This is a genomic window from Hanstruepera flava (genome assembly GCF_023634025.1).
Lineage (GTDB): Bacteria > Bacteroidota > Bacteroidia > Flavobacteriales > Flavobacteriaceae > Hanstruepera > Hanstruepera flava.
Genome location: NZ_JALJCW010000003.1, coordinates 209,111 through 228,120 on the forward strand (window position 1 = coordinate 209,111; position 19,010 = coordinate 228,120).

Below are 19,010 nucleotides of genomic sequence, written 5' to 3' on the forward strand. Positions count from 1 at the left end.
ATTTGAAACACATGAATGCATATATATTTCCAGGTCAAGGCGCTCAATTTACAGGTATGGGACTTGATCTTTACGAAAACTCACCTTTAGCTCAAGAATTATTTGAAAAAGCTAATGAAATATTGGAGTTTTCAATTACCGACACTATGTTTGAAGGTTCAGCTGAAGACTTAAAGGAAACTAAAGTTACGCAACCTGCTATCTTTTTACATTCGGTTATTTTAGCCAAAACATTAGGCGATAGCTTTAAACCCGATATGGTTGCTGGTCACTCATTAGGTGAATTTTCTGCATTGGTTGCCAATGGCACTCTAAATTTTGAAGATGGTTTAAAATTGGTTTCACAACGTGCTATCGCCATGCAAAAAGCCTGCGAATTGCAACCAAGTACCATGGCTGCTGTTTTGGGCTTAGATGACGATATCGTTGAAAAAATCTGTGCAACAACTGAAGGCACTGTTGTTGCAGCAAACTATAACTGCCCAGGTCAATTAGTAATTTCGGGTGAAATTGAAGCTATAAATAAAGCTTGTGAATCATTAAAAGCTGAAGGCGCGCGTCGTGCATTGGTTTTACCAGTTGGTGGTGCATTTCACTCACCACTTATGGAACCAGCTCGTGAAGAACTGGCAGCAGCTATTGAGAGCACAACATTCAGCAAGCCAAACTGTCCAATATATCAGAATGTAACGGCTAACGCTGTTAATGATGAATCTGCAATAAAAGCTAACTTAATCTCTCAATTAACTGCTCCTGTAAAATGGACGCAATCTGTACAACAAATGATTGCTGATGGTGCTACTTTATTTACCGAAGTTGGCCCAGGAAATGTACTACAAGGATTAGTGCGAAAAATTAATCGCGAAGCCCAAACCGCATCAGCTACCTTTCAAACTGAAGCTTAATGAAACTATCTCGTACAGCTTTTATTTTCGTATTGATTGTTTTTAATATTGCAATCGATCAAATCTCTAAAGTTATTGTCAGAGCTAATGTTACTCCTAAAAGCGAAACCGAAATAATAGGTGATTATTTTACGTTACATAATGTTGAAAACACAGGAGCCTTTTTAGGCATGGGTAGTGATTTCAATCCAACCTTAAAGCTCATCTTACTTTTATTGGTTCCAATTGTTGTATTGGGTTATGTGTTATACTATATTCTAAAAAATAAAAACTTAGATAGGTATTCCCTTATCGGGTTTTGTTGTGTAATTGGTGGTGGTATTGCCAATGTTTATGATAGAATTGTATACAAATCAGTAACCGATTTTTTCCATATTGATTTAGGAGGTGTATTTAGAACAGGCATCTTCAATGTAGCCGATATGTCTGTCATGTTTGGCATGGGACTACTACTCTATGGTAGTTTTAAAAACACTAAAAAAGAAAAAGCCTCGAATTAATCGAGGCTTTATTATATTTTATCTTGCCAATTCGCAAGCTTCACAATCTTTTATTTCGCCATAATAGGTTTCTCTATACTTGTGTAAGGTTTTAAAAGGAATACTTAAAAATTGCTTTTTAATGTAAGTCACTTTAGTTAATAATTCACCCATTTTAGGTGTGAATCTTTTTTCGGTTTGCGTTTCGCGTTTTACTGTAATCAATTTCATAATATCATTTATCATTTGATGCAAAGTAACAAAGGATAAGACGCTTATCCAAAAAACAAACACTAAACCTTTGTTAATCAAACAATTAATATAAATCTGTTAACGATATATAGATATAGCTAAAAGATTCGTAATGATTAAGGCGAATCGTTAACAGTCTTAAAACGCTATTTTTTATAGATTTTCCCAGACTTCATAACAAAAATAACATTTTCGGTTGTCTCTATAGAATCTATAGGATTTTCATTGGTTGCGATAATATCGGCAAAAAAACCAGCTTTTAATTGACCGATTTCGTTTTCCATATTTAAGATTTCGGCATTGGTTATAGTAGCACTTTGCAGCGCTTTCATTTCTGGCATTCCTGCTTCAACCATGTAACCAAACTCTTTGGCATTCTCACCATGTAGAAATACTCCAGCGTCTGTTCCAAAAGCAATACCAACACCTTTTTTATAAGCCCTTCCAAATGTATCTTGAATTTTAGGCCCAATATCTAATGCTTTACCCACAACGACATCAGGATAATAACCTGGTATTTTAGCCTTTTCAGTAACCGATTTTCCTGCAGTAATGGTAGGCACCAAATAGGCATCATGTTCTATCATAAGCCGCATGGTTTCTTCGCTCATTAAGGTACCGTGTTCTATGGTTTTTACACCACCTAATACTGCACGTTGCATACCTTCATCACCATGCGCATGAGCAGCCACATGAAAGCCATAATCTTGAGCAGTTTCACAGATAGCCTTTATCTCTTCGATAGTAAACTGTGGGTTTTGACCACTTTTGGCGACACTCAACACACCTCCAGTTGCTGTTATTTTAATTAAGTCAGCGCCATTTTTGTATCGTTGTCTTACAGCCTTTTTGGCATCGTCAATACCATTTACAACACCGTCTTTTGGGCCTGGGTTTTCCATAAGCTCTTTTTTTATACCATTTGTTGGATCAGCATGACCGCCAGTCGTTGCTAACGCTTTTTCTGCGGTAAAAATACGTGGACCTTCTACCTTACCAGAGTTAATAGCATTGCGAAGAGATACATTAACCCCAGAACCTCCCAAGTCACGTACCGTTGTAAAACCGGCCATTAATGTTCGCTTTGCAAAATCCAAAGAATTAAAAGCTATATCTGCATCATTTAAAGTAAATCTTTCGAGATAACGTTTAGGATTGGTTTCACCTTCAATATGAACGTGCATATCAATAAAACCTGGCATAACTGTTTTACCCTTCAGGTCAACAACAATATCTTTAGACGAAGAAGGTTCTGTATAACCGTCTTCAACAGATATAATTTTATCTCCTGAAACGATAATGGTTTTAGACTCTAAAACTTGTCCGTTTTTAGTGTCAATCAATTTTCCACAATGCAAATAGGTATTCTGACCTATTAAAACGGAAGTGAATAATAGGGTTGTAAAATAAATAAGCTTTTTCATTATGTTGGTTTTATAAATTTCTAATCTGCTTTTCCCATAACCAAGCAGATTTCATGGCTTCATCAAGGGTAGATTGGGCTTTCCACCCTAATTGAGTGTTGGCTTTGGTTGTATCGGCAAAAGCTTGGGTAACATCACCTGCTCGTCTAGGAGCTATTTTATAATTTAAGGATAATCCTGATACCCGTTCAAAAGACTTTATTACTTCTAAAACCGAACTACCAACTCCTGTTCCCACATTAAAGGTTTCGTAATTAGCTTCATTTTCATTTGAAAGTAATCGTTTCAAGGCAACAACATGGGCCTTTGCCAAATCGACCACATGAATATAATCACGAATACACGTGCCATCTGGAGTTGAATAATCGTTCCCAAAAACCGACAAGTATTCTCGCAGTCCTGCGGCGGTCTGTGTAATAAAAGGTACCAAATTTTGAGGCACACCAATTGGCAATTCACCTATTTTGGCAGTTGGATGCGCACCTATAGGATTAAAGTATCGCAAGGAAATTGCTTTTAAATCAGGAGTTACCTTACAGGTGTCTTGAATAATTTCCTCTCCTATTTGCTTGGTATTTCCATAAGGGGATTCTGCTGGTTTTACTGGAGCATTTTCAGTTATCGGCATTACATCGGCTTGACCATAAACCGTGCATGATGAACTGAAAATAAAGTTTGACACTGGTAAATGGCTTAACTCTTGCAGCACATAAACCAACGTATTAATGTTGTTTTCATAATACAATAATGGTTTTTGGACAGATTCGCCTACAGCTTTGCTAGCCGCAAAGTGGATAATGCCTTTAATATCTTGATGTATTTTAAAAAAATCCTGAACTTTATATTTCTCTTTTAAGTCTAGTTTTTCAAAAATTGGTTGTTGGCCAGTTATTGCTGTAATCCCATCAAGAACATCTAGTGACGAATTTGATAGATCATCAATTACAACAACCTCAAAACCTTCGTTTTGGAGTTCTACAACCGTGTGAGAACCTATAAACCCTAGTCCTCCAGTTACCAAAATTTTATCCATTAATAAATTCTAAAACTTTCGAGGTGATGAATGCTATTTGCTCATCATCCAATTCTGTATGCATTGGCAAAGAAATGACATCCTTTACTAGCTGATTAGTTACAGTAAAGTCAGGTTCATTGTAACGTTCATCTTGGTAAGCCTTTTGCTTATGCAATGGTATTGGATAATAAACACCACAAGGAATATCATTAGCATTTAAAAATTTAACCAAGCCATCACGATCAACTCGGTTTAATTTTAAGGTATACTGATGAAATACATGACAGTTACAGTTGTTACAATTTCCAGAACAGTCATTGCTCTTTCGGTATGGTGTTTCAATTTTTGGATGATTTTTAAAGGCTTCATCATATTTTGAAGCCGCTTCTTGTCGCGCTTTGTTGTAAGCATCTAAATGAGGTAGTTTCGCATCTAACACAGCTGCTTGAATAGAATCTAACCGAGAATTCACGCCAACCACATCATGATGATATCGTTCATACATACCATGATTAACAATCCCTCTAATAGTATGAGCTAAATTGTCATCATTAGTAAAAATGGCACCTCCATCTCCATAACAACCTAAATTTTTTGATGGAAAAAATGATGTTGATGACACATGACCAATGGTTCCTGTTTTTGCTTTTTTACCATTACTATAGGTATAATCGGCTCCTATACCTTGAGCATTATCTTCAATAACATATAAATTGTACTCGTTAGCAATATCCATTATGGCTTCCATATTGGCTGCTTGACCAAATAAATGCACAGGGACAATAGCTTTGGTTTTAGGTGTGATAGCCTTTTTTATAGCTTCAACACTAATGTTAAAATCATCTGGATTAACATCAACCAAAACAGGTGTTAGCTGAAGCAAAGCAATAACCTCAACAGTGGCAGCAAAGGTAAAATCGGCTGTTATAACTTCATCTCCAGGTTTCAAACCCAATCCCATCATGGCTATTTGTAAGGCATCGGTACCATTTGCACAAGGGATAACATGCTTAACGCCTAAATAATTTTCTAAATTTTTTTGAAATTGATGAACCATGGGCCCATTAACGAATGCTGTGGTTTCTATTACTTCCTGAATAGATGGATTTACAACATCTTTTATACGATTATATTGACCTTTAAGGTCAACCATTTGGATTTTTCTCATAAGTTTCAAAATTACAAAATTAGCTGTTGCCAACCAATGAAAGATAGTTGATAAAAATCAATTTTATAAAGAAAATATTTTAAAGAAATGTATTTTAGCAATAAAGTACAGAATTTGAATATCATTTATAACATTGCAATTGGCCTAACAGAACTTTTATTGAAGTTCATTGCTTTATTTAACGCAAAAATTAAGCTTGGTGTGGATGGCCGTTCGCAAACATTTTCAATTTTAAAAAATGCTATTCTTTCTTCAGATTATTGTATTTGGTTTCACTGTGCTTCTCTAGGTGAGTACGAACAAGGTCTACCTGTTTTTAAAGACATTAAAAAGCTCTATAAAAATCACAAAATAGTTTTAACGTTTTTTTCCCCTTCAGGATATGAAATTCGTAAAAACACCGATGTTGCTGATGTTGTAGTTTATCTTCCTATTGATACGAAACAAAATGCCAAACGTTTTTTAGATATAGTTAACCCAAAATTAACCGTTTTTGTAAAGTATGACATTTGGCCCAACTATTTAAACGAGCTTAAAAAAAGGCAACAACGGGCGATTTTAATTTCGGCCCTATTTCGGGAAAACCAATCATATTTTAAATGGTATGGTAATTTTATGCGTAACAAACTATTTGCCTTTGAACATATTTTTACTCAAGATTTAAAATCTAAAGAACTACTTAAAAAAATCAATTACCATAACACAACTGTATCTGGTGATACACGTTTTGACCGTGTAGCCAGTCAGCTTGATCAAGACAATACTTTAGATTTTATTTCAAAATTTAAAAACAACCAACTCTGTTTTGTGGCAGGAAGCACCTGGCCAGAAGACGAAAAAATACTTGTTGATTATATAAATACCACTACCGAAAACATAAAATTCATTATAACACCTCATAATATAAAAACCGTCCATATTCAAAAACTAAAAGACAGTATTCTTAAAAAGTCTATTCTTTTTTCGGAAAAAGAAAGTGTTTACCTCCCTAACTTTCAGGTATTAATTATTGACACCATAGGTCTGCTTTCAAAAATATACAGTTATGCCAATATAGCTTATGTAGGTGGCGCTATGGGCTCTACCGGTTTACATAATATACTGGAACCAGCAGTTTTTGGCATACCGATAATAATTGGAAATAATCATGAAAAATTCCCCGAAGCCAATCTCATGATAAAAAATGCTGGTGTTCTAGAAATTGAAAACACAGAAGACTTTAAATTGATAATGAGCCGTTTAACACAAGACCAAGAGTTTTTGACTACATTGGGTGAAAAAAATTCAAATTTTATTAAAAAAAACACTGGAGCCGTAATCCAAATAACCAATTACTTACGTATATAGAACCGAAAGCGAAAAAGACAGATGTTAAAAAATGTTAAATTTTTTAATCTCAATTAAAAATTTGTTTTTAAATTCGCAACTATATAATTAACACTAAAACTTAAACAAATGAAAAAATTATTCTTAAGCATAGCAATGTTATTAGCTTTGAGTATTGCTTTAACTTCTTGTAGAGACGAAAAGAAAGCTGATTCTGCTGAAGAAGCTGTTGAGAACGCAGTAGACGCTACTGAAGACGCAATGGACGAAGCTGCTGATGACGCAGAAGGCGCTATGGAAGAAGCTGGAGAAGCTATTGACGATGCAGTTGATGCTGCTGGTGAGGCTGTAGACGATGCTGCAGATGCAGTTGAAGATGCTGCAAACGATGCTGCTGACGCAGTTGACGAAGCTGTTGATGATGCTGCTGAAGCCACAAACAAAGCTGTTGATAAAGCTGCTGCTAAAGTAAAAGGAGAAGACGAATAAAACCAACTTTTCCCGAAAACAAATAAAAAAGGTCTTGATTAAAATCAAGACCTTTTTTATTACATCTTATTTTATTTAGGTTACCAAAACCACTATTTGCATTCTCTTAATATGACATATAGTGTCGTAAATTATGACATGACCAAATAATATATTTGCTTCATAATTACGGACACAAAAAAGTATGTTCAAAAAAACTGATAATTTAAAACCCAGTAAACTTAAATCGAAGCTCAAGGTCAACAGATCAAATATATCTCGTATTGAAAGCGCATTACATGATTTAGGCCAACTTAATATTGAAAAGCAAAACGACTCTATCAGTAAAACCGAATACTACTTAAGGAAATCAAAAATCATTAAAAAGCTTTATTCTTCTGATTTATGATTATTAAAGAGAAATTACTCATTTTGGAATATCGGTTACTTGCAGATCTTCCAGTAGACACTACAAAAATAAAAGCCATAAAAGAGTTAAAAACGGCCTTAATGCATATTGATTTCAATACCGAAAGCATTCCTTTTAATGACGTAAAGCGGTTGATAAAACTATTTGAATCACTTCTCGATAGAAAGCTAACCAAACCTGAAAACATAATTATCAAATCTCTAATTGAAGACTAATATATCTTAAGAAATAAAATTGCACCAAACAAAAAAAGCCTTTATCACTTAGATAAAGGCTTTTGTACTGAAGGCGGGACTTGAACCCGCACGGCCATAATGGCCATTGGATTTTAAGTCCAACGTGTCTACCAATTCCACCACTTCAGCATCTTGGAATATTTTCAAGAAAGTTTTCAGAGCGAAAGACGGGATTTGAACCCGCGACCCTCACCTTGGCAAGGTGATGCTCTACCCCTGAGCTACTTTCGCAGTCTTTTAATGAACGTACAATCTCTCGATTGCGGATGCAAATTTAAAATATTTCTAGGAAAAGCAAAGCCTTTTTTAAAAAATAATATAATTTATTTTAAGCCTGTTTTTTCTTTACCAGCATACGCTTTATTTCATTAAGTTTCATAAGTGCTTCAACAGGAGTTAGTGTATTGATATCAATATGAAGAATTTCTTCTTTTATATTTTCAAGCAACGGATCGTCTAAATTAAAGAAACTCAATTGCATCTCGTCATCTTTCAATGATTTCACTTTATCAGTCAACTCTTCACTAGAATGCGATTTTTCTAATTTCTTTAATATCTTATTGGCTCTGTGAATAACTTGCTGTGGCATTCCAGCCATTTTTGCTACATGAATACCAAAACTGTGCTCACTTCCGCCCTCAACCAGTTTCCGTAAAAAAAGTACGTTATCTTTTAATTCTTTAACCGAAACATTAAAGTTTTTAATGCGTTCAAACGTTTCCGTCATTTCATTGAGTTCATGATAATGTGTGGCAAATAAGGTTTTAGCTTTAGCCGGATGCTCATGAAGATATTCACTAATGGCCCACGCTATGGAAATTCCGTCATATGTACTAGTACCACGACCAATTTCATCAAGCAAAACCAAGCTACGTTCAGAAATATTGTTTAGAATAGATGCCGTCTCATTCATCTCCACCATAAAGGTCGATTCGCCCATAGAAATATTGTCACTAGCACCTACACGAGTAAAAATTTTATCAATCAATCCTATTTTTGCTGATTTAGCAGGTACAAAGCTGCCCGTTTGCGCTAATAATACTATAAGGGCTGTTTGACGTAAAATAGCCGATTTACCAGACATGTTAGGCCCAGTAATCATGATCATTTGCTGCTTATCACGGTCTAAATATACATCGTTGGCAATATAAGCCTCACTAGGCGGCAACTGTTTCTCGATAACAGGATGACGACCATCTTTGATATCTAAATCATGTGAATCATCAATTATTGGGTAGACATAATTATTGTCATTAGCCAATTGAGCAAAACCACATAAGCAATCTAATTGCCCTATTAAATGGGCATTTTGCTGAACGGGTTTGATGTATTGGGTCATCCATTGAATCAATTCCGAAAACAATTGCTGTTCAATGGTTAAAATACGTTCTTCGGCACCCAAAATTTTGGCTTCGTATTCTTTAAGTTCTTCTGTAATATAGCGCTCTGCATTGACCAAAGTTTGCTTACGAATCCATTCTTGAGGTACTTTATCCTTATGTGCATTTCGCACCTCGATATAGTAACCAAATACATTGTTGGAAGCTATCTTTAAAGATGTGATGCCTGTTCGCTCACTTTCGCGCTCTAACATCCTATCTAAATAATCTTTTCCTGAAGTAGATAAGGCACGTAGGTCATCCAACTCTTTAGAAAAGCCTTCCGCCACTGTATTTCCTTTCAACACATTTACTGGTGGGTCTTCGTTTAAAGTTTCCTTAATTTTTTCACGAAGCACATCACAAGTCTGCAAGGTATCACCTATAATATTTAAAGCTTCATTGTCGGTATTTGAAGCCAAAGCTTTAATAGGAACAATAGCTTCCAAAGAATTTTTAAGTTGAATAACCTCTCTAGGGTTTACTTTCGCTGTCGCAATTTTGGAAATCAATCGTTCCAGATCACCAATACGCTTTGTATAATTTTGAACTTTTTGAAGAACCGTTGTATTCTTACTCAAAAAGTCAACAACCTCGTGACGTTGTTTGATTTTCTTGACATCCTTAAGTGGTAAAGCCAACCAGCGTTTGAGCATGCGTCCACCCATAGGTGAAATGGTTTTATCAATAACATTCAGCAAGGTTACTGCATTGTTATTGGTAGAATGGTAGAGCTCTAAATTCCGAATGGTAAACTTATCCATCCACACATAGTCATCTTCAGCAATGCGGCTAATAGACGTGATATGCTGCAACTTATGATGTTGCGTTTCACCTAAATAATGCAGAATAGCACCTGAAGCAATAATACCTTCATACAAATCTTCAATACCATACCCTTTTAGCGTTTTAGTATTGAAATGTTTGATAAGAGTTTCATGGGCATAATCGGTTTGATAGACCCAATCTTCCAAATAAAAGGTGTGAAAATCCTGACCGAAAGTTTCATTGAAATGCATCCGCTTTTGCTTGGAAACCAGTATTTCACTCGGGCTAAAATTCTGAAGTAACTTATCAATATATTCAGCATTTCCTTGTGATGTAAGAAATTCACCAGTAGAAATATCCAAAAAAGAAATCCCAATAAAAGTTTTACCAAAATAAACCGAACATAAAAAATTATTGGACTTTGATTTTAGAACTTCATCATTCAAAGCGACTCCAGGCGTTACCAATTCAGTTACACCACGTTTTACAATGGTTTTGGTTTGCTTTGGGTCTTCCAACTGGTCACAAATAGCCACGCGTTCACCAGCTTTAACCAATTTTGGCAAATAGGTATTTAAGGAATGGTGTGGAAAACCTGCCAATTCGGTTTCGCTCTCACTACCTGCTCCACGTTTGGTGAGAATAATATCCAATATTTTGGCTGTACGCACAGCATCTTCACCAAAAGTTTCATAAAAATCGCCTACACGAAACAGCAACAGAGCATCAGGGTACTTGGCCTTGATGGCATTGTACTGCTTCATTAATGGTGTTTCCTTCTTTCCTTTTTTTGCCAATGTTTAACTGATTTTTATATGTTACTTTTGCATAAAATGTAGGATTGCTAAAGTACTTATTAATTTAAGGTTTTTAAAACATGAAACTTATAAGTTATCTACAATTATCATAAGAAATTAACATGCGTAAATTAAAAAATAGTGAGCTAGACAGATTGAGCGTTGATGAGTTTAAAAACACCGAAAAGACACCTATAATTATTGTTTTGGACAATATCCGGAGTTTAAACAACATCGGATCGGTGTTTAGAACTAGTGATGCGTTTTTAATTGAAAAAATTTACCTCTGTGGTATTACTGCCAAACCACCTCATAAAGATATTCATAAAACAGCCTTGGGCAGTACCGAAACAGTGGCTTGGGAATATGTTGAAAACACCATAGAATTAGTTAAAAAACTTCAAGCTGAAAACATAACTGTTTGTTCTATTGAACAAGCCGAACACGCCATGATGCTTAACGACTTTAAACCAGATTCTTATCAAAAATACGCTCTAGTATTTGGCAATGAGGTTAAGGGTGTTCAACAAGATGTGGTTACGACAAGTGATGTGGTTTTGGAAATTCCGCAGTTTGGCACCAAGCACTCCTTAAATATTTCTGTTAGCTGTGGTTTAGTGGTTTGGGATGTATTTAGCAAACTACAAAGTTTGTCATCGTGAACCTGATTTAGAATCTTAGGCACTGCTTTTTTTCAATATTAAAATAAAATAGGAAAGGCAATAGATTCTTGTTTGGATGAGAGTCAAATCTTTATTTATTCTTTTTTATAAAAAATTTATTGTTTTTCAATAAATATTTGTCGTTATTTGCTTTATTATTTTAAATTATTTAAGTATGAAAACAAATACAGATCGCATTCTTTCCATCATGAAATTCTTGTTTTGGTTGGTATTTATTGGTTTATGCATTAAAACAGGTGCCATAATTTTGTCATTTATTATCAGTTTGTTTTCCCATTCGGAAGCAGCAGACGATTTATACTTGGGGCTTAATTTAGCGGAACTTTATCAAAATCATTTTTGGTATTTCATTTGTTTGGTGTCACTTATTATTGGTCTCTCAGCGATGAAAACATACATTGCCTTTTTGGTGACCAAAATTTTCACAAAAATTAATTTCGACACGCCTTTTAATAATACTACCGCTCATTTATTAACTAAAATTAGCCATGTGGCTTTAGGCGCTGGCATTTTAGCTTTGATTGCAAATGCTTACAATATGTATTTATTTAAGCGCAATTTAATTGATTTATCAGCGCAATCTTTTGTTGAGGGCAGTCGAGAGTTTTTGTTCTTGGCAGGTATTATTTTTATCATTGCTCAAATTTTTAAAAAAGGAGTCGATTTACAATCTGAAAACGAATTAACCATTTAAGCCATGCCAATCATTGTAAATTTAGACGTCATGATGGCGAAACGAAAAATGTCCCTTAATGAACTCTCGGAAAGCGTTGGTGTAACACTCTCCAATCTTTCCATACTCAAAACGGGTAAAGCCAAGGCGGTCCGTTTTAGTACTTTAGAAGCCATTTGTAAAGCTTTGGACTGCCAACCTGGTGATATTTTGGAATTTGAAGAGTAATAAAACTATTAAAAGTTAGTTTTGTTATTAATTCATCAAAAAATCATCAATTTAAATCTTCATTTATAATGGATAAATCAATTTCAATTCTTATCATTTTCTTTATTTTATTTGGATGCCATAAAGGTGCCAATAATGAATTGATGATTGACCTAGAAACAATTAAAAATGACTTCAAAGGGGAAACATATGATTTGATTGGAAATGAATTATTACCCGATACACTCAATATTCAATTTAGAGACTCAACGTTTCACTCATTTACATACGATTTAAGAATGCCTCCATGGAGGGTATCAGAATTTGAAAACAACTATTTCTTAATCCTAAACAGAAGACCAATTGCTTTAAAAAGAATATCTGAAGGACACTATAAAGGCCTGTCATTTATTTATGGCGATGAGAAATTAGTTTTAAAAAAGAGACAGATTAAATTTTCGAAAGAACAAATCCTTGGTGCTTGGATTGAAGAAAAATGGTTCGATACAAAGGTTTCAGATTTCCCACCTTTACCAAATTTATTAAACGATTCTATTTTAAGCTGGCCTCCATCCTACAAGATATCGTCTGACTCTATTATGAGCAACAAGTATTTATTGACGAAATCAGAAATAGACATAAACAACACGAATGAATTTATTTCAATGCATTTAGAAAACCCAACAAATCAAGGTTTTGAAAGCCTATGGAAAATAAAAAGTATAAGTGATAGCATAATGATTATTGATAGATATAGACAACCTTATTTTGATTCTAAATATGAATGGGAACATAATGTAAAATTATTCAGGAAAACCCGAACTAAAACTTAACTTATTCCAAAATAATTTATCAGCCTAGCAATATTTAAATTTGAAAACAATTAACAACTAATGGATTCCTGCCTACGCAGGAATGACAATTATGAGTAAGAAGCTCAAAAAACCTTGGCCAACCAAAGCAGTTATGGAGCAAATCTATGAGCAGCATCCTTGGGGCGGCAAAGACCATGATTTTTACTCGGGCGAGGGTTCACACAATACGCAAATAGTTAAACCGTATATAGATTGCGTCACAACATTTTTACAAAACCATAAAAATCCTTTAACAGTATGCCATTTAGGTTGCGGTGATTTTAATATCGGTATGCAATTAGTGCCTTTTACCAAAAGCTATGTGGGTGTTGACATTGTTGAAGCTCTCATTAAAAGAAATCAAAAGCTGTATCAGAATGACCTTATAAGCTTTGCTTGTCTGGATATTTCTAAAGATGAACTCCCTCAAGCGGATTGCATTATTTTAAGGCAAGTGTTACAGCATCTCTCCAATGCTGAAATACAAGATATTCTTTTTAAGTTAACAACTTACCAATACATTATACTCACCGAACACCTTCCAATGGGTGACTTTACTTCAAACCAAGATATCATTTCTGGGCAAGGCATTAGGTTGAAACACAACAGTGGTGTTGATATCACGCAACCGCCTTTTAATTTTAAAGTTAAATCCCAACAAATTCTGAACGAAATTGTTTTAGAAAACCAAAAAGGTAGAATAATGACGACACTTTTTAATTTAAAATAGAATGGCTGATTTAAAAGGATTAATATGTCATACTTTTTAAGACAGTCTTAAAAACAATAAAGTATGCATAAAAACCAAAGTAATAAAAATCACTTCAACCTCACAGGCACCCAAACCTGTTCTTCATTAATTGTGTTTTGCGGATTGTAGCTTTCAGGTAACTTTTCAAAATGTGGTCTGTTGTCCAGTTCATATTTAGAATTAGGTAACCAATCGGTTAAAATAGTTTGCCAGAGTTTAGGGAAATCAGCCAAGCTTCCTTTATAATCAACCACTAAAAAGTCACCGCCTTTTAAAATAAAGGGTTGCATATCTTCAGGAATGTGGTTATGATTTTCAACTTCAACAGCTACCCATTTATTAAATGTGGTTTGTGGTGTTATCTTGTTAAAATCTTGGTCAGCATAATCTTGAATAGAAAAACTATGCGTACCTACTCTATTTATAATCTCTTGTCGTCTAGGCATAAACTGTCTTGCCAACTTACCTATTTCCATAGGCATAGTCTGCAAAGCCACTTTTGCTTTCATGCCAATAACTAAAATATCGTTTTGGGTGATAATGTTATACGCCATTACAAATTTCATTTAAAATCCACAGGTAGTCTTCACGGTTTTTCACAAAATCCTTATCCGAAATGTCAATGGTTTTCACATTTAAATCCGTTTGATTTTTTAGGAATTCCAGATACCCAGCATTAATTTTATCCAAATAGTCATTATCAATATTCTGCTCATAATCACGACCGCGTTTTTTAATGTTTTCCTGTAACCGTTCCGTGTTTTGATAGAGATACACATATAGCTCGGGCTTGGCTATATCTTTATACATCAAATAAAACAAACGTCGGTACAATCTAAATTCGTCTTCGGGTAAAGTAATCTTTGAGAAAATTAAAGATTTATAAATGTCATAATCGCTCACCATGAAATCCTTAAACAAATCCAATTGCGATAAATCATCTGAAATCTGCTGGTATCTATCAGCCAAAAAACTCATTTCCAAAGTAAAGGCATAACGTTTGGCGTCTTCATAAAACTTCGGTAAAAACGGATTGTCGGCAAAACGCTCTAAAATCAGTTTAGCATTAAAATCGGTTGCGATTTTAGTTGCCAAACTGGTTTTTCCGGCACCTATATTCCCTTCGATTGCGATATAATTGAATTGCGACAGATTAATTTGCTTGCCTGGGTTTTTCAACCAAATATTTACAGGCTCTAAAACGCTGGCGTCTTCACACTGTTTGAGTAATTCAGCAATGCTGACTTTCAAAACAGGATGTTCTCCTTTAGGAGCAATTTCATATAGTGGTTGTAATACAAATTTTCGGTTGGGTATTTGCGGATGCGGAACGGTTAGGGTTTTACTGTGAATAACCTCATCATTAAACAACAATATATCCAAGTCAATAATTCGTGATTCATAACCACCCGATTTTGTGCGATTACGACCCAATTGAGATTCAATTTTTAAAAGACTGTCCAAAACGTCTTGAGCTGAAAGTTCCGTTACCACTACCAAACAGGTATTTAGAAAATCAGGTCCGTCAAAACCCAAAGCCGGTGTGTTGTACACTTTGGCAATCAGCTTTATATTTCCAATATGTTTAAAAATAGCATCTACAGCCAATTGCAGATTTTTCAATCGGTCACCTTGATTGCTTCCCAGAGATATGTAAACGGTATTTGTAGTATCCATAATAGCGCATGCCAAAATAACTAAAAGAAAATTTAATAGTTTATATTTACAAAGCCTATTTATCCACAATTTTAAATGACCGTAAAAGACAAACTTCTCGCACATCGTATTTACTTACTATTGGCAGCTTTGTTTATTACGTCGCTAGTAGTTTCCAATCTCATTTTTCAGAAATTTTTTTATTGGTATCCTGTAGATATTGAAGTTTTTGATACCAAACTTTTTGAAATTTCGGTGGGTATTCTACCCTATCCCATTACCTTTTTAATTACCGATTTAATTAGTGAGATTTATGGAAAAAAAGCAGCTAACCAAGTCGTGGTTACTGGAATTTTTGCTTCTGTGTTTTCTATGGCTATTGTTTACACGGCCAATGCTGTTCCTGCCACACCTTGGTCACCCGTAACTGATGATTTATTCACAACTGTTTTTGGCAGCACAGCTATTGCGGTTATGGCTAGTATGATGGCGTATTTATTTGCACAGTTTATAGATATTCAAATCTATCATTTTTGGAAAGGTCTCACCAAAGGCAAGCATTTATGGTTACGGAATAACTTTTCAACCTTTTTCTCACAGTTCGTTGACACCTGTACAATTTTGCTTTTGCTATGCTCGTTCGGTATTATAGCTTGGGATAAATTCACAGGGTTATTGATAGCTGGTGTACTTTTTAAGGTTATGATTGCCGCTTTAGATACGCCTTTTTTGTATCTGGGTGTGTTTTTATTCAGAAGGCGTTTTAAGCTGAAGGTGAACGAAGAAATTCATTTACCCTAATTACTAAAGTTTTATTAAAATTTTGGTTTCTGGCAACCTTTAGGTTATTCTGTACGTATATATCTACAACTAATCACATTAATACATTTTATGAAAAAAGTATTCAAAATTATTGGAATTACTTTACTTATTATATTTCTACTTCTTTTGGCTTTGCCGTTTGCTTTTCAATCCCAGATAGAACGAATTGTACAGCGTTATGCAGATGAAAATCTGAATGCCAAGGTATCGTTTAGTTCGGTTAACTTAAGTTTTATTAAAAGTTTTCCGAATGCGCAAGTAGATATTAACGATTTGAAAATTACCAATTTTAAACCTTTTGAAGGCGAGACTTTGGTGACTTCAAAATCCATTGCCTTGTCTTTACCTATAAAGGAAGTTTTTAAAAATTCAGGTGATGAACCGCTTACCATCAATACTATTGATTTAGACGAAACACTTCTGACGCTTAAAACTAACAAATTAGGTGATGTTAATTATGATATTTTAAAGGAATCGAAAGAAGATGAAGACGAAAATAATAACACCTCGAAAGGTTTCACATTTGATGTGCAAGATTACGCTATTAAAAACAGTGCTTTAACTTATATTGATGAAACATCGAACACCACATTCTTTATTACGGAGTTTAATCACAAAGGCAAGGGTACTTTTTCTGGTAATGTTTCTGAATTAGACACCGAAACCGATGCCAGATTGAGCCTAACGGTAGACAGCACCAACTACCTCAACAATAACACACTAAAACTAGACGCCTTAATTGGTCTGGATTTAGAAAATAACAAATACACCTTTAAGGAAAACAAAGGCTATATTAACGAGCTGCTATTGGAATTTGATGGCTTTGTTCAACAGGTTGAAAACGGTCAGCAATTTGATTTGACCTTTCAAAACCCAGGGGCTTCATTTAAAGATTTTCTAGCTGTTATTCCATCTAGTTATTCCAAAAGCATTGCAGATGTAGAAACGCAAGGCGACTTTAAAGTCAACGGTGTTATTAGAGGTCTGCTTTCTGATGATACCATTCCGGAATTGGATATTAGCATGGCATCTAACAATGCTTCATTTAAATACCCTGATTTACCAAAACGGGTTGAAAATATTTCAATCGATGCCGCATTAAAAAACACTTCTGGTAATCCCGACGAAACCTTTGTAAACATCAATAGGTTTAATTTCAAGATTGATGCAGATGAATTTAAATCGTCAGCAACGCTAAAGAATATTACGGAAAATATGCTGGTAAATGCCGATATTGATGGTACACTTAACCTCGCTAACATTACCAAAGCCTATCCTATTGAACTCGAAAAGGAATTGAGCGGTATACTTAAAGCTAAATTAAATACCGAGTTTGATATGAATGCCATTGAGACCAATGCTTATGGCAGAATAAAAAACAACGGAACGGCCAGTATTACCAATTTTGTGTTCTCTTCTGAAGATATTGTAAATCCTATCCATATAAAATCGGCTCAAATGAGTTTTAATCCCGGAACCGTATCCCTGAATTCTTTTGATGCCATTTCAGGAAATAGCAATATTGCTGCCACAGGAACCATTACTAATTTATTGGGCTTTCTGTTAAGTGACAAGAACCTTCAAGGAAACTTTAATGTGAATTCCAAACAATTTTTGATTAGTGATTTTATGGTAGCGGATGAAGATTCTAATGCATCCAACAAAACAACTTCTGAAGAAGAATCACTTAAAATTCCAGCCTTTTTGGATTGTACCATTAACGCCAATGCACAAACTGTGGTTTATGACAATCTCAACCTAAAAAATGTTAAAGGCAAACTTGTTATAAAAGACCAAACAGCCAGTTTGCAAAATATGACTTCCGATATTTTTGATGGTAAAATGACTATTGCTGGTGATGTAAATACCAAAGAGAAAACGCCTACATTTAATTTAAATTTGGGAGCAGATGGTTTTGATATCGCTCAATCTTTCACCGATTTAGATTTATTGCAAGCTTTAGCTCCAATAGCCAAGGTCTTTGATGGCAAGTTAAATTCAACCATCAACCTACAAGGTGCATTGAATGAATCCTTTTCTCCAGATTTGCAAACCGTTTCGGGTAATGCCTTTGCAGAGTTATTGACTACCCAATTCAATTCCGAAAATAGTGCAGTTTTAAAAGCATTGGAAGACAAGGTAAACTTTGTTGATTTTGACAAATTAACTCTAAAGGATCTGAAAACGTCTTTAACTTTTGAGGATGGTGGTGTAAACGTAAAACCATTCTATCTAAAATATCAAGACATTGATATTGCCATAGGCGGAAACCATAGATTTGATAAAACCATGGATTACGATGTGGTATTTAATGTACCCGCAAAATATTTAGGCAGTGATGTAAACAGACTAATTGGACAAATAAACGACCCTGAAGTTAACAAGATTACGATTCCGGTTACTGCCAACCTTACGGGATCTTTTACCAATCCGCAGGTTAAAACAGATTTAAGTTCGGGAGTTTCCAACTTAATGAAACAATTAGTAGAAATACAAAAACAGAAATTGTTGAATCAAGGCGAAGATACTGTTAAGGATATTTTGGGAGATATTATGACTGGTAATTCTGGGAATACTACTCCCAATGACTCAACTAGCGCACAAAGTGGCACAACAGAAACAACCACACCAAATACTGAACAAACCATAAAGAACATACTTGGCGGCTTAATAAATAAGAATAAACAAAAGAAAGATACTGTTAATTTAAAATAATA

Annotated in this window: 19 protein-coding genes and 2 tRNA genes; 12 read left to right on the forward strand and 9 right to left on the reverse strand. The window is 34.7% G+C overall.

Annotated elements, in window-relative coordinates:
- The first annotated feature begins 11 nt into the window (after positions 1–11).
- Positions 12–905 carry an ACP S-malonyltransferase gene (gene fabD, locus MTX13_RS11030; protein ID WP_250435054.1) on the forward strand — a complete coding sequence of 298 codons (894 nt, stop codon included), beginning with the start codon at positions 12–14 and terminating at the stop codon, positions 903–905.
- On the forward strand, positions 905–1,405 hold the full coding sequence (gene lspA / locus MTX13_RS11035) for a signal peptidase II (protein ID WP_250435068.1): 501 nt from the start codon (positions 905–907) through the stop codon (positions 1,403–1,405). Before fabD ends, lspA begins: the two co-directional genes overlap by 1 nt.
- A gap of 18 nt (positions 1,406–1,423) precedes the next feature.
- On the opposite strand, the gene MTX13_RS11040 is transcribed toward lspA, so the two are convergent.
- From MTX13_RS11040 to MTX13_RS11055, 4 genes are all read right to left on the reverse strand, one after another.
- Positions 1,424–1,615: a hypothetical protein gene (locus MTX13_RS11040; protein ID WP_223034775.1), complete on the reverse strand. Its 192-nt coding sequence runs from the start codon at positions 1,613–1,615 to the stop codon at positions 1,424–1,426.
- Between the two features lie 167 nt (positions 1,616–1,782).
- On the reverse strand, positions 1,783–3,060 hold the full coding sequence (locus MTX13_RS11045; protein WP_250435069.1) for a metal-dependent hydrolase family protein: 1,278 nt from the start codon (positions 3,058–3,060) through the stop codon (positions 1,783–1,785).
- Positions 3,061–3,070: 10 nt separating this feature from the next.
- Positions 3,071–4,093 carry a UDP-glucose 4-epimerase GalE gene (gene galE / locus MTX13_RS11050; RefSeq protein WP_250435070.1) on the reverse strand — a complete coding sequence of 341 codons (1,023 nt, stop codon included), beginning with the start codon at positions 4,091–4,093 and terminating at the stop codon, positions 3,071–3,073.
- Complete coding sequence (locus MTX13_RS11055) at positions 4,086–5,243, reverse strand: DegT/DnrJ/EryC1/StrS family aminotransferase (protein ID WP_250435080.1); 1,158 nt, start codon at positions 5,241–5,243, stop codon at positions 4,086–4,088. Before MTX13_RS11055 ends, galE begins: the two co-directional genes overlap by 8 nt.
- An 87-nt stretch (positions 5,244–5,330) precedes the next feature.
- Between MTX13_RS11055 and MTX13_RS11060 the strand changes: the two genes are divergently transcribed.
- The 3 genes from MTX13_RS11060 (at position 5,331) to MTX13_RS11070 (ending at position 7,682) form a co-directional block, all read left to right on the forward strand.
- Positions 5,331–6,590, forward strand: coding sequence for a 3-deoxy-D-manno-octulosonic acid transferase (locus MTX13_RS11060; RefSeq protein WP_250435082.1), 1,260 nt, complete (start codon positions 5,331–5,333; stop codon positions 6,588–6,590).
- Positions 6,591–6,698: 108 nt separating this feature from the next.
- Entirely contained in the window at positions 6,699–7,058 is a 360-nt protein-coding gene (locus MTX13_RS11065) for a hypothetical protein (protein WP_250435084.1), read from the forward strand.
- 384 nt (positions 7,059–7,442) lie between these two features.
- A complete protein-coding gene (locus tag MTX13_RS11070) occupies positions 7,443–7,682 on the forward strand; it encodes a hypothetical protein (protein WP_250435089.1) in 240 nt (79 codons plus the stop codon).
- Positions 7,683–7,747: 65 nt separating this feature from the next.
- On the opposite strand, the gene MTX13_RS11075 is transcribed toward MTX13_RS11070, so the two are convergent.
- The 3 genes from MTX13_RS11075 to mutS all read right to left on the reverse strand — a co-directional run bounded on the left by MTX13_RS11075 (position 7,748) and on the right by mutS (position 10,647).
- A tRNA-Leu gene (locus tag MTX13_RS11075) sits at positions 7,748–7,832 on the reverse strand.
- Between the two features lie 30 nt (positions 7,833–7,862).
- Positions 7,863–7,934, reverse strand: a tRNA-Gly gene (locus MTX13_RS11080).
- A 97-nt stretch (positions 7,935–8,031) separates the two neighbouring features.
- Positions 8,032–10,647 (reverse strand): DNA mismatch repair protein MutS, encoded by a 2,616-nt coding sequence (gene mutS, locus MTX13_RS11085; protein WP_250435091.1) that lies wholly within the window; start codon positions 10,645–10,647, stop codon positions 8,032–8,034.
- A 122-nt stretch (positions 10,648–10,769) separates the two neighbouring features.
- On the opposite strand from mutS, the gene MTX13_RS11090 reads away from it, so the two are divergent.
- The 5 genes from MTX13_RS11090 to MTX13_RS11110 all read left to right on the forward strand — a co-directional run bounded on the left by MTX13_RS11090 (position 10,770) and on the right by MTX13_RS11110 (position 13,794).
- Positions 10,770–11,309 carry an RNA methyltransferase gene (locus tag MTX13_RS11090; protein ID WP_250435093.1) on the forward strand — a complete coding sequence of 180 codons (540 nt, stop codon included), beginning with the start codon at positions 10,770–10,772 and terminating at the stop codon, positions 11,307–11,309.
- A gap of 175 nt (positions 11,310–11,484) precedes the next feature.
- Positions 11,485–12,024, forward strand: coding sequence for a DUF2975 domain-containing protein (locus MTX13_RS11095; protein WP_250435095.1), 540 nt, complete (start codon positions 11,485–11,487; stop codon positions 12,022–12,024).
- Between the two features lie 3 nt (positions 12,025–12,027).
- Positions 12,028–12,231, forward strand: a complete 204-nt coding sequence (locus MTX13_RS11100; RefSeq protein WP_250435097.1) for a helix-turn-helix domain-containing protein — start codon at positions 12,028–12,030, stop codon at positions 12,229–12,231.
- Positions 12,232–12,299: 68 nt separating this feature from the next.
- Positions 12,300–13,043, forward strand: coding sequence for a hypothetical protein (locus MTX13_RS11105; protein WP_250435099.1), 744 nt, complete (start codon positions 12,300–12,302; stop codon positions 13,041–13,043).
- Positions 13,044–13,134: 91 nt separating this feature from the next.
- The gene (locus tag MTX13_RS11110; RefSeq protein WP_250435101.1) at positions 13,135–13,794 is read left to right on the forward strand and encodes a class I SAM-dependent methyltransferase; all 660 of its coding nucleotides are present in this window, start codon (positions 13,135–13,137) and stop codon (positions 13,792–13,794) included.
- A gap of 89 nt (positions 13,795–13,883) precedes the next feature.
- On the opposite strand, the gene MTX13_RS11115 is transcribed toward MTX13_RS11110, so the two are convergent.
- Together MTX13_RS11115 and folK are read right to left on the reverse strand one after the other, a co-directional pair.
- Positions 13,884–14,369 carry a GyrI-like domain-containing protein gene (locus MTX13_RS11115; RefSeq protein ID WP_250435103.1) on the reverse strand — a complete coding sequence of 162 codons (486 nt, stop codon included), beginning with the start codon at positions 14,367–14,369 and terminating at the stop codon, positions 13,884–13,886.
- Positions 14,359–15,492, reverse strand: a complete 1,134-nt coding sequence (gene folK, locus MTX13_RS11120; RefSeq protein ID WP_250435725.1) for a 2-amino-4-hydroxy-6-hydroxymethyldihydropteridine diphosphokinase — start codon at positions 15,490–15,492, stop codon at positions 14,359–14,361. Before folK ends, MTX13_RS11115 begins: the two co-directional genes overlap by 11 nt.
- A gap of 75 nt (positions 15,493–15,567) precedes the next feature.
- On the opposite strand from folK, the gene MTX13_RS11125 reads away from it, so the two are divergent.
- Complete coding sequence (locus MTX13_RS11125) at positions 15,568–16,272, forward strand: queuosine precursor transporter (RefSeq protein WP_250435105.1); 705 nt, start codon at positions 15,568–15,570, stop codon at positions 16,270–16,272.
- A gap of 90 nt (positions 16,273–16,362) precedes the next feature.
- Positions 16,363–19,008, forward strand: a complete 2,646-nt coding sequence (locus tag MTX13_RS11130; protein ID WP_250435107.1) for an AsmA-like C-terminal region-containing protein — start codon at positions 16,363–16,365, stop codon at positions 19,006–19,008.
- The last annotated feature ends 2 nt before the right edge of the window (positions 19,009–19,010 follow it).

Coding starts and splice junctions, on each gene's coding strand:
- MTX13_RS11045 (WP_250435069.1), bottom strand. CDS start 3,060: ATGAAAAAGCTTATTTATTTTACAACCCTATTATTCACTTCCGTTTTA.
- MTX13_RS11060 (WP_250435082.1), top strand. CDS start 5,331: ATGTATTTTAGCAATAAAGTACAGAATTTGAATATCATTTATAACATT.
- MTX13_RS11090 (WP_250435093.1), top strand. CDS start 10,770: ATGCGTAAATTAAAAAATAGTGAGCTAGACAGATTGAGCGTTGATGAG.
- MTX13_RS11130 (WP_250435107.1), top strand. CDS start 16,363: ATGAAAAAAGTATTCAAAATTATTGGAATTACTTTACTTATTATATTT.
- MTX13_RS11115 (WP_250435103.1), bottom strand. CDS start 14,369: ATGGCGTATAACATTATCACCCAAAACGATATTTTAGTTATTGGCATG.
- MTX13_RS11055 (WP_250435080.1), bottom strand. CDS start 5,243: ATGAGAAAAATCCAAATGGTTGACCTTAAAGGTCAATATAATCGTATA.
- MTX13_RS11095 (WP_250435095.1), top strand. CDS start 11,485: ATGAAAACAAATACAGATCGCATTCTTTCCATCATGAAATTCTTGTTT.
- MTX13_RS11040 (WP_223034775.1), bottom strand. CDS start 1,615: ATGAAATTGATTACAGTAAAACGCGAAACGCAAACCGAAAAAAGATTC.
- galE (WP_250435070.1), bottom strand. CDS start 4,093: ATGGATAAAATTTTGGTAACTGGAGGACTAGGGTTTATAGGTTCTCAC.
- fabD (WP_250435054.1), top strand. CDS start 12: ATGAATGCATATATATTTCCAGGTCAAGGCGCTCAATTTACAGGTATG.
- MTX13_RS11110 (WP_250435101.1), top strand. CDS start 13,135: ATGAGTAAGAAGCTCAAAAAACCTTGGCCAACCAAAGCAGTTATGGAG.
- MTX13_RS11100 (WP_250435097.1), top strand. CDS start 12,028: ATGCCAATCATTGTAAATTTAGACGTCATGATGGCGAAACGAAAAATG.
- MTX13_RS11105 (WP_250435099.1), top strand. CDS start 12,300: ATGGATAAATCAATTTCAATTCTTATCATTTTCTTTATTTTATTTGGA.
- MTX13_RS11065 (WP_250435084.1), top strand. CDS start 6,699: ATGAAAAAATTATTCTTAAGCATAGCAATGTTATTAGCTTTGAGTATT.
- MTX13_RS11070 (WP_250435089.1), top strand. CDS start 7,443: ATGATTATTAAAGAGAAATTACTCATTTTGGAATATCGGTTACTTGCA.
- lspA (WP_250435068.1), top strand. CDS start 905: ATGAAACTATCTCGTACAGCTTTTATTTTCGTATTGATTGTTTTTAAT.
- folK (WP_250435725.1), bottom strand. CDS start 15,492: ATGGATACTACAAATACCGTTTACATATCTCTGGGAAGCAATCAAGGT.
- MTX13_RS11125 (WP_250435105.1), top strand. CDS start 15,568: ATGACCGTAAAAGACAAACTTCTCGCACATCGTATTTACTTACTATTG.